General features: G+C 44.3%; 14 protein-coding genes and 1 other annotated feature. Of the genes, 5 read left to right on the top strand and 9 right to left on the bottom strand.

All coding sequences use genetic code 11. The features are described from left to right. Positions 1 to 21 precede the first annotated feature (21 nt). Positions 22 to 1,134, bottom strand: coding sequence for an anhydro-N-acetylmuramic acid kinase (locus J4N44_RS02545; protein ID WP_038899370.1), 1,113 nt, complete (start codon positions 1,132 to 1,134; stop codon positions 22 to 24). Positions 1,135 to 1,234: 100 nt separating this feature from the next. Between J4N44_RS02545 and nagZ the strand changes: the two genes are divergently transcribed. The 3 genes from nagZ to tyrA all read left to right on the top strand — a co-directional run bounded on the left by nagZ (position 1,235) and on the right by tyrA (position 4,682). Further along, complete coding sequence (nagZ, locus tag J4N44_RS02550; protein ID WP_009697644.1) at positions 1,235 to 2,218, top strand: beta-N-acetylhexosaminidase; 984 nt, start codon at positions 1,235 to 1,237, stop codon at positions 2,216 to 2,218. 238 nt (positions 2,219 to 2,456) lie between these two features. Then, the gene (locus tag J4N44_RS02555; protein ID WP_005447945.1) at positions 2,457 to 3,530 is read left to right on the top strand and encodes a 3-deoxy-7-phosphoheptulonate synthase; all 1,074 of its coding nucleotides are present in this window, start codon (positions 2,457 to 2,459) and stop codon (positions 3,528 to 3,530) included. Positions 3,531 to 3,554: 24 nt separating this feature from the next. Then, on the top strand, positions 3,555 to 4,682 hold the full coding sequence (tyrA, locus tag J4N44_RS02560) for a bifunctional chorismate mutase/prephenate dehydrogenase (protein WP_005447947.1): 1,128 nt from the start codon (positions 3,555 to 3,557) through the stop codon (positions 4,680 to 4,682). 79 nt (positions 4,683 to 4,761) lie between these two features. On the opposite strand, the gene J4N44_RS02565 is transcribed toward tyrA, so the two are convergent. The 3 genes from J4N44_RS02565 to ettA form a co-directional block, all read right to left on the bottom strand. Further along, on the bottom strand, positions 4,762 to 5,763 hold the full coding sequence (locus J4N44_RS02565; RefSeq protein WP_252044820.1) for a M23 family metallopeptidase: 1,002 nt from the start codon (positions 5,761 to 5,763) through the stop codon (positions 4,762 to 4,764). Positions 5,764 to 5,792: 29 nt separating this feature from the next. Then, positions 5,793 to 6,161 carry a PilZ domain-containing protein gene (locus J4N44_RS02570; RefSeq protein ID WP_252044821.1) on the bottom strand — a complete coding sequence of 123 codons (369 nt, stop codon included), beginning with the start codon at positions 6,159 to 6,161 and terminating at the stop codon, positions 5,793 to 5,795. Positions 6,162 to 6,418: 257 nt separating this feature from the next. Then, entirely contained in the window at positions 6,419 to 8,086 is a 1,668-nt protein-coding gene (ettA, locus tag J4N44_RS02575; RefSeq protein ID WP_005447952.1) for an energy-dependent translational throttle protein EttA, read from the bottom strand. Positions 8,087 to 8,461: 375 nt separating this feature from the next. Here ettA and sltY point away from each other — a divergent pair, with 375 nt between their 5' ends. Continuing rightward, a complete protein-coding gene (gene sltY, locus J4N44_RS02580) occupies positions 8,462 to 10,408 on the top strand; it encodes a murein transglycosylase (RefSeq protein WP_005447953.1) in 1,947 nt (648 codons plus the stop codon). 13 nt (positions 10,409 to 10,421) lie between these two features. After that, positions 10,422 to 10,724 (top strand): trp operon repressor, encoded by a 303-nt coding sequence (gene trpR / locus J4N44_RS02585; RefSeq protein WP_005447954.1) that lies wholly within the window; start codon positions 10,422 to 10,424, stop codon positions 10,722 to 10,724. Positions 10,725 to 10,817: 93 nt separating this feature from the next. On the opposite strand, the gene yjjX is transcribed toward trpR, so the two are convergent. The 5 genes from yjjX to J4N44_RS02610 all read right to left on the bottom strand — a co-directional run bounded on the left by yjjX (position 10,818) and on the right by J4N44_RS02610 (position 15,819). Continuing rightward, a complete protein-coding gene (yjjX, locus tag J4N44_RS02590; protein WP_005447955.1) occupies positions 10,818 to 11,351 on the bottom strand; it encodes an inosine/xanthosine triphosphatase in 534 nt (177 codons plus the stop codon). Positions 11,352 to 11,375: 24 nt separating this feature from the next. Beyond that, positions 11,376 to 12,554, bottom strand: coding sequence for a prephenate dehydratase (gene pheA / locus J4N44_RS02595; RefSeq protein WP_005447956.1), 1,179 nt, complete (start codon positions 12,552 to 12,554; stop codon positions 11,376 to 11,378). Positions 12,555 to 12,567: 13 nt separating this feature from the next. Beyond that, positions 12,568 to 12,689: a sequence feature (Phe leader region), on the bottom strand. A gap of 108 nt (positions 12,690 to 12,797) precedes the next feature. Continuing rightward, entirely contained in the window at positions 12,798 to 13,124 is a 327-nt protein-coding gene (gene hpf, locus J4N44_RS02600; protein ID WP_005447957.1) for a ribosome hibernation-promoting factor, HPF/YfiA family, read from the bottom strand. 360 nt (positions 13,125 to 13,484) lie between these two features. Continuing rightward, entirely contained in the window at positions 13,485 to 14,969 is a 1,485-nt protein-coding gene (locus J4N44_RS02605) for an MltF family protein (protein ID WP_009697650.1), read from the bottom strand. Between the two features lie 121 nt (positions 14,970 to 15,090). Then, positions 15,091 to 15,819 carry an outer membrane protein assembly factor BamD gene (locus J4N44_RS02610; protein ID WP_005447960.1) on the bottom strand — a complete coding sequence of 243 codons (729 nt, stop codon included), beginning with the start codon at positions 15,817 to 15,819 and terminating at the stop codon, positions 15,091 to 15,093. Positions 15,820 to 15,941 lie beyond the last annotated feature (122 nt).

Here is a 15,941-nt window from a genome sequence, read left to right on the forward strand (position 1 = left end):
GCTGTATTTAGAACAACTCATTTAGTTTTTAGGATAGAGCACACCGAGTGAAGCAAGACGACTTGCCCCTGTCACTTCTGGCAAGTTGCTTGGCAATCCATGAACGTGGCGCTGTGCAAGCCAAGCAAAAGCCATGGCTTCCATATAGTCTCCGTCGACACCCTTGTCGTTGGTTGTTGCGACTTGCCACTGAGGGAGAAGGGCTGCCAAACGTTGCATCAATAGTGGGTTTCTTGCTCCACCACCACACACTAAAAGCTGAGGCTTTTGACCATGAGTGAACTTTTCCACTTCGGCAGCAATGGTCATTGCCGAGTATTCGCAAAGTGTGCGTTGCACATCTTGTACAGAGACACGGTGATCCGTTAGCTGTTGATGTAACCAATCGATATTGAACAGTTCTCGCCCTGTGCTTTTAGGCGGTGGCATCGCAAGATAAGGAGCCTCCAACAGTTGAGCCAGTAAAGCTGCATTGATCTTACCTTGCAGAGCAAATTGGGCGTCTTTGTCAAAGCCTTGTCCAGTATTCTGCTCACACCATGCGTCCATCAACATATTACCTGGACCGGTGTCATAACCAATCACCGGCTGTTCGGGATGTAATACAGAGATATTGGCAATACCACCGATGTTAAGCACTACCGTTGTGGAGTCTTGCATCGCAAAGATACTTTTGTGAAACGCAGGAACAAGTGGTGCACCTTGTCCACCTAGCGCCATGTCTTTGCGTCGAAAATCTGCCACGGTATCAATACCGGTTTTGACCGCAATGATGTTGGCATCACCCAGTTGAGTGGTGAAGGGCAGATCGCCAGTTGGCTGGTGGAAAACGGTTTGACCATGATTGCCAATGGCTCGGACTTGCTCAGCGGAATAGCCAGATTTATTCAGTAGTTGTAATACGGCATCGGCAAACAAATGCCCGAGTTGGTGGTCCAGTTCGCCAAGTGCTTTCAGGTTAGTGTCTTGTCCTGTGCAAATCGACAGAAGCATTTGTTTAATGTGAGGCGGCATTGGGTAATCATCGTGCGCAATTAGGCAAACATGGTCATTTTCAATTTCTACCAGTGCCGTATCCACACCGTCCATGCTGGTTCCAGACATTACGCCAATGTACAGATTGTTAAGATTCACAGCCGATTCCGTCAATTCTTCGATTCACTTATTGTAAAGCAATTCTGAAGCGAATAACCTCATCGAATACGAGATATTCAGCCGATTTTGAGGAGAAACAATGGGACCGTTATGGGTTGATGTTGCAGGCTACGAACTGACTGCAGAAGACAGAGAAATTTTGGAACATCCAACGGTTGGTGGTTTGATTTTATTTACACGTAACTACCACGACAGCAAGCAGCTTCAAGCTCTTACCCAGTCTATCCGTAAAGCGGCGAAACGTCCGATTTTGATTGGTGTTGACCAAGAGGGCGGGCGCGTTCAGCGTTTCCGTGAAGGTTTCTCTCTCATTCCAGCGGCTGACGAATATGCCAAGCACCAAAATAGTGAGGAACTGGCACGCATGGGTGGTTGGTTGATGGCTGCAGAGCTGATAGCTCATGACATTGACCTAAGTTTCGCGCCTGTGCTGGATAAAGGTCATCAGTGTAAAGCGATCGGCAGTCGAGCTTTTGGTGAGGATATGGACACAATTTTGCGTCACAGTTCTGCTTACATGCATGGCATGAAGAGTGTCGGTATGGCAACAACAGGTAAGCACTTTCCTGGTCATGGCGGTGTGATTGCTGATTCACATCTAGAGACTCCGTACGATGAGCGCAGTGATATCTTTGAGCAAGATATGGCTATTTTCAAAGCGCAAATCGATTCCGGCATCTTAGATGCGATGATGCCTGCTCATGTCATTTTCCCCAATTATGATGATCAACCTGCAAGTGGTTCAGAGTACTGGTTAAAACAAATCTTGCGCCAACAACTTGGTTTTAAGGGTTTGATCTTCTCTGATGATTTGACCATGGAAGGTGCCGCAATTATGGGTGGTCCTGCCCAGCGAGGCATACAGGCATTAAAAGCAGGTTGTGACATGCTATTAGTTTGTAACAAGCGCGATGCACAAGTGGAAGTACTCGATAACCTGCCAATTACTTCCGTTCCTCTTGCTGATGCCTTGCTGAAAAAACAAAACTTTACACTAAGCGAGTTAAAATTGTCTCAAGAGTGGAAAGACGCTACTGAAGCCATGAAGCGATTGATTGGTTAGCCATGTAAACCTTGAGTATTGGTTTACTTGGGGGATACGTAAACTGTCGAAAACACCTATTTTAAGCCGAAGTGCCCTGCATTTCGGCTTTTTCTTTGTGTGTAAATTTAAATTTACACTAAATGTTTTTTATTATGTACGCTTGTATTTCTTTTTTAGCCTGTTATCTTGTCGATAAAGCTTAGTTGGCTCACCAAGGAATTGGTTGGGTGTAAACAAAAATATACAGGTCGAAGTTATGCAAAGAAGTGAATTGAGCAACATCAACATCAGCGAAGAACAAGTACTGATCACGCCTGAGGAGCTAAAAGTTAAGCTTCCTTTGAGTGAAAAGGCACGTCGTTTCATTCAAGAGTCTCGTCAAACCATCGCTGACATCATTCACAAGAAAGATCATCGTCTGCTTGTTGTATGTGGACCATGTTCTATTCATGACGTAGAGGCAGCGAAGGACTACGCTAAGCGCCTAAAAGCCCTTTCAGAACAACTAAGCGATCAACTGTATATTGTAATGCGTGTTTACTTTGAAAAACCTCGAACCACGGTTGGTTGGAAAGGTTTGATCAATGACCCACACCTAGATGGTAGCTTCGACATTGAACATGGTTTGCATGTTGGTCGTGAACTGCTGGTTGAATTGGCAGAGATGGAAATCCCGCTAGCAACAGAAGCTCTTGACCCAATCAGCCCACAATACCTTGCGGATACTTTTAGCTGGGCGGCGATCGGTGCTCGCACAACGGAGTCACAAACTCACCGCGAGATGGCAAGTGGTCTTTCTATGCCTATTGGTTTTAAGAATGGTACGGATGGTAGCTTGGCAACTGCTGTTAACGCGATGCAAGCGGCTTCTTCTAGTCATCGTTTCATGGGCATCAACCGTGAAGGTCAAGTGGCACTGCTAACGACACAAGGCAACCCAAATGGTCATGTCATTTTACGTGGAGGTAAGCAAACCAACTACGATTCAGTATCAGTGACTGAATGTGAGCAAGAAATGGCGAAGTCTGGTCTCGATGCTTCGCTGATGGTGGACTGTAGCCATGCGAATTCGCGTAAAGATTACCGTCGTCAACCATTGGTCGCAGAAGATGTGATTCATCAAATCCGTGAAGGAAACAAGTCAATCATTGGCTTGATGATTGAGAGCCATATCAATGAAGGTAATCAATCTTCTGACCTGCCACTCGAAGAGATGAAATACGGCGTATCGATCACCGACGCATGTATCAATTGGGATTCAACTGAGGCACTATTACGTCATGCACACGAAGAGCTGGTGCCTTTCTTAGAGAATCGTCTAAAAGGCTAACAACACGGGATTTAAGGAACATCAATGGCAGTTGAACTTAACGCATTACGCGATCAGATTGATGCAGTCGACAAGCAAATGTTGGAGCTATTAGCTCAGCGTTTGGCTCTAGTAGAGAAAGTAGGGGAAGTAAAAAGCGAACACGGTTTGCCAATTTATGCCCCAGATCGTGAGGCGGCAATGCTGGCATCACGACGAGCTGAAGCTGAAAAAATGGGGATCCCTCCACAACTGATTGAAGACATTCTTCGTCGAACAATGCGTGAGTCTTATGCCAGCGAGAAAGATTCCGGTTTTAAGTGTTTGAACCCAGAATTGCGCTCAGTGGTTATTATTGGTGGTAATGGTCAGTTAGGTGGTCTGTTTGGTCGAATGTTTAAGCTGTCTGGTTACCAAGTTAAAGTGCTGGGCAGTAAAGACTGGGATCATGCAGACGACATCTTGGAAGATGCTGGGCTGGTGGTGGTTACTGTTCCTATTCACCTGACAGAAGGTGTGATTGAAAAGCTAGGCAACCTACCAAAAGACTGCATTCTTTGTGACCTGACTTCCATCAAGTCTAAGCCATTGCAAGCAATGTTGAATGTGCACCAAGGTCCGGTTGTTGGTTTACACCCTATGTTTGGTCCAGATGTGCCAAGCTTAGCGAAACAGGTAATTGTGTACTGTGATGGTCGTGGTAACGAACAATACCAATGGCTATTGCAACAATTTGGGATTTGGGGCGCAAGCCTGTGCCAAATTGATGCGCAAGAGCACGATCATGGCATGACATTGATTCAGGCGCTGCGCCACTTCACTTCGTTTGCTTACGGTATGCACCTAAGTAAAGAGAATCCAAACATTGAACAGTTGTTAAAGTTGAGCTCGCCAATTTACCGCTTGGAGTTAGCGATGGTAGGGCGTTTGTTTGGTCAAGATCCAAACCTCTACGGTGACATTATTCTTTCGTCGCAAGAGAACATCGATATGATTAAGCGATTCCACCAACGTTTTGGTGAGGCGCTGAGCATTTTGGATAGCAAAGACAAAGCAGAATTTGTTGAAAGCTTTGAACAAGTCAGTGATTGGTTTGGTGAGTACTCTCAACAATTTATGAACGAGAGTCAGAATCTGCTAAAACAAGCGAATGACAATATCCATCGTGGATAAACACCGACTTGATAGATAAAATGAGCAGCCCTGAGGCTGCTCATTTTATATGTGAAGTGAAGAAAAGGAGCGCAAAACCTTAGTTGGTTGCGGTTCCTGTCTTATCTTCGCTTGATACGGTGCTGATGCTAGTATCACGGTAAGGTGAGTTAGTCAGATTGATTTGCAGACGAACGACATTATCAATCAATTGAACCAATTGTCCCCATTTCACCTTTTTCTCTTTCTCGAATGCGTAGTTGAAGTTTTCTGGTGTCCAATCCATCAGATATTGAGGGTTCAACGCACGACCTAAGAAGCGCACCTCATAATGTAAGTGTGGTCCAGTTGAGTTACCTGAATTACCACATTGTGCAATCACATCACCTTTACTTACGAACTGACCACTTTTCACTTTAAAACGGTTTAAGTGGGCAAAAGAGCTCGAGAAACCAAAAGAGTGACGCAGAGTTAGGTAGTTGCCGTAACCTCTGTTACTTGGTCGTACTGTCTCCACAACCCCATCGGCTGGAGCCAGGATCTCTTCACCGCGTTTGCAGGTGAGATCGATACCGGTGTGAACATGGCGTTTACCAGAAATAGGGTTAATACGACTGCCATATGAAGATGAAATACGTTGGTAGGTCATCGGGCTGTCGTTAGGTATCAAGCGAAACATGGTGGCTCTGACCGCTGAGTCTATCGCAGCTGCATCGATCCGCTCTTCTAACGCGAGATTGCTTTCTTCACCTATTAACTCTTCATCTGCCAAGCCGAGTACGGATTCAACATCAAATACGCGCTTCCCGAGAAGTTGTATTTGGTTATTTTTGTCCGTCAGAGACTGAGATAATGAATGGTTGGTGTCCAACTGCTCTTCGTACAATGCAGTGATTTGTGCTTTCTCGCTCTCAAGCTTTGCGATGGTCTGGTTTAATGTTTGTGCGTCATGAACCTGTTTTTGGTTCATATACCAAGCACCACCAATGACAGCCGGTAGCGCAATGACCGATGCGCAAATGGTTAGGATCGAAAGGCGACCCAAATGAAATTGCTGATTCCCATCTTTGGTTGGGATCTGCATGATGATTTTTCTAGACATGATTATTGTTACTAAAGCAGGCGTTCAGTTTATTCTTCCCCTAAATCCGAAAGGTGTTCTAACTCTCGATTTAGGAGCTCGTTATTGCCTGCATTCAATTCTATGAATCGTTTTAATTGGCTAATACTGTCGATGTCTATGTTGCTGATCTTTAGCCGAACTTCATTGTCTGCAATTGAAATGACGTCAGCATTTAATCGCATGGTTTGCTCTGATTGAATAAACGAAAAACCGACTTCTACGGGCTGTAATAAATTCAGTTTTGTTGCATCTTCAGCTTTTAATAACAAGCCATGTAAAGAAAGGTCTTGAATGGTAGCTGGTATTACCAAATCTCTCTGTTCAATTAAGGCTGGTACTTGGTAGATGATGCGTGAAAAGCGTCGTCTTTCCGTCATAGAGCTTTCTCGTAAAGTGTCAAATAATGGCAAGACTATACCAAATAGAACAAAAAATGTTCGATTTTTGTGTTTGAAATGTCGAAAATGCTACAGAGTTATGCTGGCTAAAGGTTAGGCTCTTTACATGCTACAAGGGCATTTGAGCTATTTATGCAACACATACAACAAAGGTCGCTATGATAGCGACCTTTGTACGAATTACAAGCAAAGGTGAGATGTAAGGTGAAATACCGCACATCAACCTGCGGTCGAAATTACTTCGATACGCGCTTGTATTTGATACGGTGTGGCTCAGCCGCTTCAGGACCAAGCGTCTTCTTCAGCCATTCCATGTACTCGTTATAGTTACCTTCGTAGAAGTTAACTTGACCTTCATCGCGGTAGTCGATGATGTGTGTCGCGATACGGTCTAGGAACCAGCGGTCGTGCGAGATAACCATTGCACAGCCAGGGAACTCTAGTAGAGCTTCTTCTAGCGCACGTAGTGTTTCAACGTCAAGGTCGTTGGTTGGCTCATCGAGTAATAGTACGTTACCGCCAGCTTTAAGAAGCTTAGCAAGGTGTACACGGTTACGCTCACCACCAGACAGTTCGCCGATAATCTTCTGTTGATCTGAACCTTTGAAGTTGAAGCGAGAACAGTAAGCACGTGCAGGAATTTCGAAGTTGTTGATCTTGATGATATCAGCGCCTTCAGAAATTTCTTGGAATACGGTGTTCTTGTCGTTCATTGAGTCGCGGAACTGCTCAACGGACGCTAGCTTCACGGTTTCACCTAGCTCAATCGTACCTGAATCAGGCTGTTCTGTGCCGCTTAGCATCTTGAATAGGGTCGATTTACCAGCACCGTTGGCACCGATAATACCTACGATTGCACCCTTAGGCATGCTGAATGATAGGTCATCAATAAGAACGCGACCGTCGAATGATTTCGTCAGGTTGTTCACTTCGATAACTTTATCACCTAGACGCTCACCCGGTGGGATGAACAGCTCGTTGGTTTCGTTACGTTTTTGGTGGTCAGTGTTTTGCAGCTCTTCAAAGCGCGCCATACGTGCTTTAGACTTCGCTTGACGACCTTTAGGGTTTTGACGAACCCATTCAAGTTCTTTCTCAATGGTCTTTTGACGAGCTTTTTCTTGAGATGCTTCTTGTTGTAGACGTGCATCTTTTTGCTCTAGCCAAGACGTGTAGTTACCTTCCCATGGAATACCTTCACCACGGTCAAGTTCTAGGATCCAACCCGCAGCGTTATCTAGGAAGTAACGGTCGTGGGTAATCGCAACTACAGTGCCTGTGTAATCAACTAGGAAGCGCTCTAGCCATGCAACAGACTCAGCATCCAAGTGGTTGGTTGGTTCGTCTAGTAGTAGCATGTCTGGCTTCTCTAGAAGAAGACGACAGATAGCAACACGGCGACGTTCACCACCAGATAGGTTTGCAATCTTTTGATCCCACTCAGGTAGACGAAGTGCATCAGCCGCACGCTCTAGCGCGTTGTCTAGGTTATGACCGTCTTTCGCTTGAATTAGCGCTTCTAGTTCGCCTTGCTCTTTTGCAAGTGCATCGAAGTCTGCGTCTGGTTCTGCATACGCAGCATATACCGCATCCAAACGCTTCAGCGCGTCTGCAACATCAGATACCGCTTCTTCAACCACTTCACGAACGGTTTTTGATTCGTCTAGTACTGGCTCCTGAGGTAGGTAACCTACGTTTAGACCAGGTTGTGGACGTGCTTCACCATCGATATCAGTATCGATGCCCGCCATGATACGTAGCAGAGTTGATTTACCCGCACCGTTCAGACCTAGAACACCGATTTTTGCACCTGGGAAGAAGCTTAGAGAGATGTCTTTAAGAATTTGACGCTTAGGTGGCACGATTTTGCTCACCCGCGACATGGTATATACGTATTCAGCCATTGCCGATCGTTCCTAAATTAACTGTCATTCAAAGCGTCTATTTTATACCAACTCCTTGAGTTTTGTTACCGCATTGCAAGAAATTCGCCGCTCATGTGATTTCTTCTTCATTGCTGACCGGAAACTCACAACTTTAGGGTATACACTTTTCTTGTTCACCCTTAATTCAATGTGCTGCGATTCATCAGGAAGAATGGATTGTTGGGAATCTATTTGTCTTTAAGGGTTCTAAAGTTTCACGAGTACAACATTTATTACATCAAGTCGCTTTACAATGAGAACTTAATACGGTGTAAATAGATGCATATGCTTTATGACTTACTACGCTTTGCATTCTTCATTAGTAAGGCATGGAGTGATAAACGTCTGAGGAAAATGACGCACATGAGATTCAACGTATCTGAATTGGCTAAAAGAGTATGTTATGCAGCCGCTTTATGTGCGGTTAGCGTATCAGCAAACGCTGCGCTGAGTTTAGAAAAGCAGCGCCAGGTCTATGAACAAGCTCAAGACCTATTAGATAAGAATGACATTGATGGTTACTTATCTATCCGTTCAAAAATCGCCAACTATCCACTGACTCCTTATGTGGATTATCGGGTGTTTCTGAGGCAATTATCGAGTAAGTCTCCACAACAGGTAGACGAATTTATTAAAGACCATGAGGCTTTTCCATTCTCACGTCGAATTCGTGCCCCTTACTTAGATAACCTTTATCGTCAGAAAGATTGGAAAACCATTACTGAGTTTCAGAGAGTGGAACCAAGTGGTGAGCGCTATCAATGTATTTTTTACGTCGCCCAATTAAATCAAGGCAAACAAGTGGCTGCGTTCAAAGGTGCAGAACACATGTGGTTGCGTGGCAGCAGCATTGCAGATGAGTGTGACCCATTATTCTCTGCGTGGGATAAAGCGGGTGAGCGCTCTGATGAACTTATCTTACAACGCATGTTGCTGGCGTTTGATGCGCGTAACGGTGGTTTATTGAGTTACCTACAAAAACTGCCTAAATCAAGCAAGGCGCAGCAGCAAGCCAAAGCGATGAAGGCACTGTTTGATAAACCAGAAACGGTCGCTGCATTTGCTAAGAAACAACCTGCTAATGATTTCAACCGTGCTCAAAGTGAATTCGCGTTAGAAAAACTAGCGCGTAAGGATACAAAAAAGGCGCAAGACGCTTACGCAATCGTTGTGAAAGGACAGAAGTTTTCACCAGAAAAAGCACAAGCATTAGCTGACTATATTGCGATTCGTTTGATTCGTACCGAGTCAGATTCGTTGGCTCAATGGCGTGATGATAAGACGAGATCGAGTAAGAATTTACCCTTGATTGAAAGCCGCATTCGTTTATCGATTCAAAATGGTGATTGGAAAGGGGTACAGAAGTGGATTGCAGTTTTAAATGAAAAAGAACAAGCGACGCTTCGGTGGCAATACTGGTTAGGACGCAGTGAGATGGCGTTGGGTGATAAAGTCGCGGGCAAACAGCGCTTGGCTAAATTGGCGGGTCAACGGAATTTTTATAGTGTTGCTGCAGCGAATGCGATTGGTCAGTCGATTAAGTATCCATCGAGTACCGTGAAGCTCGATAAAAAGGTGGTTCAACCTTACCAAAAATCGTTAGTGCGAATTGAAGAGTTGATTGAAACCGACAAAATTGCTGCTGCCAAAAGTGAATGGGCACATTTGCTGCGTCGTGTTGGTAAAGAAGAGAAAAAGATGTTGGCGGCTTATGCTGCTTCTAAACGTTGGCATAATTTAACGGTAACAGCGAGTATTCAAGCTAAAATGTGGGACAACATACCTCTGCGTTTTCCTGTCGCTCACCGCTGGTGGTTTAATTTCTATGCCGAGAAACATAACATCGATCCTATTACTATGATGTCTTTGGCTCGACAAGAAAGTGCACTGGACTCTGAGGCTCGCTCACCCGTTGGCGCTCGTGGCTTGATGCAAATTATGCCTGCAACCGCGAAGTACACTGCTCGTAAATATAAGCTTAAATACCAAGGCACGGAAGACTTGTACAATGTAGGTAAGAATATTGAAATCGGTAGTCATTACTTACAAGGGTTAATGGAGGATTACGATAATAATCGTATTTTTGCGCTCGCCGCTTATAATGCAGGACCTAACCGAGTAAAAACGTGGCGAGAGCGAACCCAAGGAAAAGTGGACGCTTATTCCTTTATTGAAGCGATTCCGTTTAAAGAGACTCGCGGTTATGTGCAGAACATTTTGATGTTTGAAACGTATTACCGTGACCTTTTAGGTGTCGATGGTGCGTTCTTGACCCCAAATGAGATCAATACCAAGTATTGAGTGAGGTAACTTGATGTCACACGAACCTGAGTACAAAGACTGGCAGCAGATTGTTGAATTGATCCGCTCAAGTGTGGATAACCAGCAACATGAGATGTTGTTGACCATGCTAATGACACCGGATGAGAGAGAATCACTCACCGCACGTGTGAACATTCTGAATGAATTGCTGAAAGGTGAGCTTTCTCAACGTCAAATCAGTCAAATGCTGGGGGTTGGCATAGCAACGATCACTCGCGGCTCAAATGAGTTGAAGTCAAAGTCGGAAGTCGATAAGGACAAACTCAAGACGTTGCTCGAGCAAGGTGCTCAGTAAGGTCGTTTGAGTTTCTATATCATAGACAGTAAAAAGGGCGGAAAAACCGCCCTTTTTAATTCGTGTATTATTTAGCCATGAGTCTAAAAGCAGTTATAAATTCGCAGGGAAGTGCTCGGGATTCGTAAATGGAATCAACGCCAGAATCAAAGCTTGATGATACACCGAGCTACGAGTCAGTTGGTTTTGAGTTAGCAACCCAATTGCACCGCCTTTCTGTTTGATGTTGTCGGTACCAAAAACTTCATCCATCACATCACCAAGTTCATTGGCATGTTTAAGCTTCTGTAGTACTTCTGGTGGCAACATCAAGCTTGCAGAGCGAGATTCCCCGCGATGCGTATCAGATTCAATCACCATCCAAGCAAATGTGACTTTCCCTTCAATACCTGCTTCTAAACCGACATAAAAATCGGCATTCGTTATTTCGGCTTTAGCGTTACGAACGCGATTCAGAGCTCCGAGATGTGTTTCATCATTTGTCATTGGCTGATCTGCGACTTCACTTGGAACGCTGACCCCAATGAATTCAAACTTCTGCTCAGGGAAAGCGCTGTGAAAAGCACTCTCTACTGCTTTGATTTTCGCTGGGTTAAGTGATGCGATAACGACTTTTTGGCCTGCCATGATCTTTTTACCTACGGATGTCTTTTAGCTCAGTTTAACTTGAGTCGGTTTCACGTTCTCACTTGGATAACAACCTAGTACTTTCAAGTGCTTAGTGATTTTAGTTAGCTCATCAATTGCCTGTTGCATTTCGTTCGAACCAAGATGAGATTCAAGGTCAACGTAGAACATTTCTTCCCATGGGTTACCCATGATTGGACGTGATTCTAGTTTGGTCATATTGATGCCGTAACGTTGAAGTACCAATAGCGTTTGAACCAGTGAGCCTGCTTCTTGAGAAGTCGACATGATCAGTGTGGTTTTTGCAGGGATCTGTGTCGATACTTCTACTGGTTTACGCGCAACTACGATAAAGCGTGTGTGGTTTTCGGTTTGGTTTGCGATATTGCCCTGAATCGCTTGTAGACCATAAAGCTTACCGCTTGAAGCATTACCGATTGCCGCTACATCATCACGATTGAGCTCTTGCACTTTTTGCATCGCATCTGCAGTACTTGCACAAGATTCTAGTTTCACGCCTTTCATGCGACTCAGGAACTCGCTGCATTGTTGGTGTGGTTGTGGATGAGAGTAAAGCGTTTTGATGTTCTCAAGACGAATGTCTTTGGTTGCCACCAAGCAATGTTCAATTGGTTGAGTCAGTTCACCAACGATGTACAGCGTTGTGTGTTGCAGTAGGTCGTAGACTTCATTGATCGAGCCTGAACTGGTGTTTTCAATTGGCAGCACACCATAATCAGCATGACCTGATTCGACCGTTTGAGTCACTTCTTTGAAGTGTTCACAGTTGAGTTCAATTAACTCTGTGTTCTTGCGGCTGAAGTATTCGCGACTTGCAAGGTGTGAGTAAGAGCCTTTCGCACCAAGAAACGCAACACGAGCAAGTGGCTTACGGCTTTGCTGTGGGTTAACAAGGTTTTGTAGGTAGCTTTGTTGAAGAAGGACCGAGTCTTCAATGATGGTATGGAAAAGTTTGGTGATGTACTGAGCGTCGAGTTCGTATTTATCACGACCATTGGTGATCAGTTTTACTAGAAGCTGTTGTTCACGGACGGCATCACGAACAGGTTTCGAAGTTTGAACTTTGCTTTTAGCGACTTCAATGCTGAGCTTACGGCGTTCGGACAGTAGGCTTAATAACTCGTCATCGAGTTCATTCAAACGTAAACGAATTTCTTCCAGGGAAATAGGTTGGTCAGTCATCAATTCTTTCCTTATAAAAAAAGCCCCCCGATTTGGGAGGCTTTCTGTTTGTTTTTGACTTTTCTTTCACAAACGAGTTAGCCCCTCCAACTATGGAAGGAAAAAGAAGTCAAAAAGAAACAGGTTAGTTGAGTGCATAAATAGTGCTTAATTTGTGAGTGTTTAAACACAATAAGCAAGCAGGCGGGGAGCGTCAAGCAAAAAAATAGCGCCTTTCGGCGCTACTTCCTCAATCTGGACGTTTTACTCTTCTTCTTCCACTAGCTCAGGCTTATTCGCACGTCGAGCTTCAGGTTTGTGGGTCAGCTTATTCAGTTGTCGTTCTAGTTTTTGCTCCACTTCATTAATAGCTGCGTAAAGATCTTCGTGAGTTGCTGAGGCGATTAGCTGGCCTTTAGGAACTTTAATAACGGCTTCGAATTTCTTCTGTTTGTTTGGTTCCTCGCTGAATGTTGCTTGGCACCCAATGATGTCTACTTGCCATTTCTCCAGCTTTTTAAATTTGCTCTCAATATGAGCGCGGATTGCAGAGGTGATTTCGATGTTTTTACCAGTAATGTTCATTGTCATAAATGTTTTTCCTCTGTTTCATCCCTCATGGGTTGAGTTCAGATTACCGCTTTGAGGAGAAAAGAATGTGATCTAGATCGCTTTTTGGGATGGGTTTTTCGAGATGAAAAATGAATGTGATCTCACTCAAGAACTGCTGAGATTTATGTGAAAATTGCTTGTTATCGGATTCGAAATCATTAGATTGGATAGAGTACTGAGCTGAAAACTAACCCGTTTTTAGGGGAGTTATACGGCCTGTAATTCTAGTTAGTTAAAAATTAACCAGATCAAAGATGTGAATCAGATCACTCTTAAAGTGCACAATAAGTTAGATTCAAAAACGCCGCTCAACAAATGAGCGGCGTTTTTGGTTTCTAGCTAGTGTGTTTTCAATTGAGGCGTTTGGCTGACGCTGCGCAATGGCGTCATAAAGACAGGGTCATCAGGCACAAGCAGAACATTATCGAGAGTTTTTGCTAGGTCGAGACTTTCTAACTGTTTGTAGATCACGTAGTAGCGGTTCACATTCGTTACGTACCTGATGGTTTCCCCTAAGCTTCTACGTGTTACGACCTCCACATTATTGAACCATACATTCGGATCGTAACCTTGCTGAGCGGCACGTTTACGCATTCTCTCAATGTTTCCAGGTCCAGCATTGTATGCAGCTAACGTTAAGTAGAGCTTGTTCTCTTTAGTTATGTTGCTATCACTGAAGTAATACCGGCGAAGAAACGCTAAGTATTTCACCCCTGCATGAACGTTGTTCTCTAGATTACGGACATTCTTAATGTTCACATTAGGGTCACTCGCCGTACTCGGTAAGATTTGCATAATACCAACGGCACCACGGCTTGATACTAGACTGTTATCGAACCCTGATTCCTGATAGGCCACCGCTGCGATGAGGAGGTAGTCAAAGTCGTACTTCTCCCCATACTTAGCAAACAGTGATGAGAGCTTTTCAAGCTGAGCAATCTTTTTGGGGTTCAGTGCTTTGTTGAGCCAATTGGTGTTATCGATGTATTTTCCATAAATGACGTTGCCCAGTAGTGTTCCTGACTTGGAAGTTTGGATGAACTTGTTGACCGCTTTTCTTAGCTCCGGGCTGTTATGGCGCATGGCCCAACCAATTTCACCCCCTTCTCTAATCGGAATCTTGGTGTGTGCTCGGATGTCATCCATAAAGTTCATCCACAGCTTGGCTTTGTGGCTATCAAGTACGATAGCTTTGATATAGCCATTGTTTAGCATTCCTACCAGTTCATAGTCTTGCAGCGTCTCTTCAATAAAGTGCACCACCACTGGTGGTAAGCCTTTTTTATTAAGCTGTTTGTTTAATACCTGAATGCTCTCGAAATAACTTGAACTGGCACGAACCCAAATTTCTTTGCCACTCAGTTGTTCAATCTTCGTCATTGCTGGTGTTTTTTTGTTAGTGATGACCCATTCTTCAATCCCTGTAATAGCAGGATCGCTAAAATCGACCAGCTTCTTGCGTGCATCGGTAATGGTGAGATTGGCAACCACTAAATCCCCTAAACCTTGCTCAAGAGAAGGTAGCAACTCATCGCGTGAAACTGGGATAATTTGAATGTTGAGTTTTGGTTTGAGCTTACGGAGCTCTTTTTCGAAATGAGCCAATAGTTCTGCACCAATGCCTTTTGGTTCTCCACCTTCTATGTAATAGAAACCAAGGTCGGCAGACACTAATACGCGTAAAACATTTTTCTCTTTAATGACATCCAGATCCCCCGTGTAAGGTGGTTGTCTAAGAGGGGAGAGCTCAAGAGAAAAGCTCGATGCTGAGAGTAGAAGCAGCAATCCTATCCATAACTTTGATAATGTCACGTTCACATCCATGTTGATGGTGAAGGAGAACTTTAAGCATAAGTAGCGCTCAAAAAATCATCAAGTTAGCGGGTGGAGCAAAAATAAGAAGGGAAAACAAAACCGCCACAGTTTGAGCTGTGGCGGTTGAGGATTAGTTTGCTGGGTTTAGCTTGATAAGCTCTTCCGTTCTGGCAACGGCGTCATCCAGTTTCAACTGTTTGTAAGCTTCTAGTTGAATCTCAAGCGACTTGCGAGCTGCTTCTGTATCAGGGAAAGTCTTTTGAAGCTCTTGAGAACGGTTAATCGCCGCAATCCAAGCTTCACGACGCAAGTAGAAATCTGCTGTCGCAAGATCGTAGTTTGCAAGACGGTTCTTCAGCGCCACCATGCGTTTCTGTGAATCTTCCGCGTATGGGCTGTTCGGGTAACGCTCTAGCAGTTTTTTGAAATCATCAAATGCTTTCTTAACGGGCTCTGGGTCACGGTCACTGCGATCAACGTTAAATAGGTCATGCATGAAGTTACGATCTTGTGCCATGTGGCTCAAACCACGCATGTACAATACCCAGTCCATTTTTTCATGAGTCGGGTTCAAACGCATAAAGCGAGAAATAGTTGCTAGACCGAGTGCTAGGTCGTCGTTTTTGTAGTACGCGTAGATAAGGTCAAGTTGTACCTGCTCAGAGTAGGCACCAAACGGGTAACGCGAATCCAAAGCTTCTAATTTCTCGATGGCAGAAAGCCAGTTACCGCTTTGCAGAGAAGTTTGCGCGTCTGCATACAGTTCAGAAGGTGGCACATCAGGAACGATTTCTTCTTTGCTTGCACAGCCAAACAGAAGGGATACCGCTAAAAGGCCTGTTAAAGTCTGATGTTTCATATCAGGAGTCTGTTCCTTGAATCTAAATATTTCTTAAGCTGCCGTTACTTTCTTTCCAGTAACAGATACAATGACGTAATAGTCTATTTTTCCACAGTCGTGAGCATTAGTCTCACAGTTTT

The sequence above is a fragment of the Vibrio sp. SCSIO 43155 genome (assembly GCF_023716605.1).
GTDB classification, from domain to species: Bacteria; Pseudomonadota; Gammaproteobacteria; order Enterobacterales; family Vibrionaceae; genus Vibrio; species Vibrio harveyi.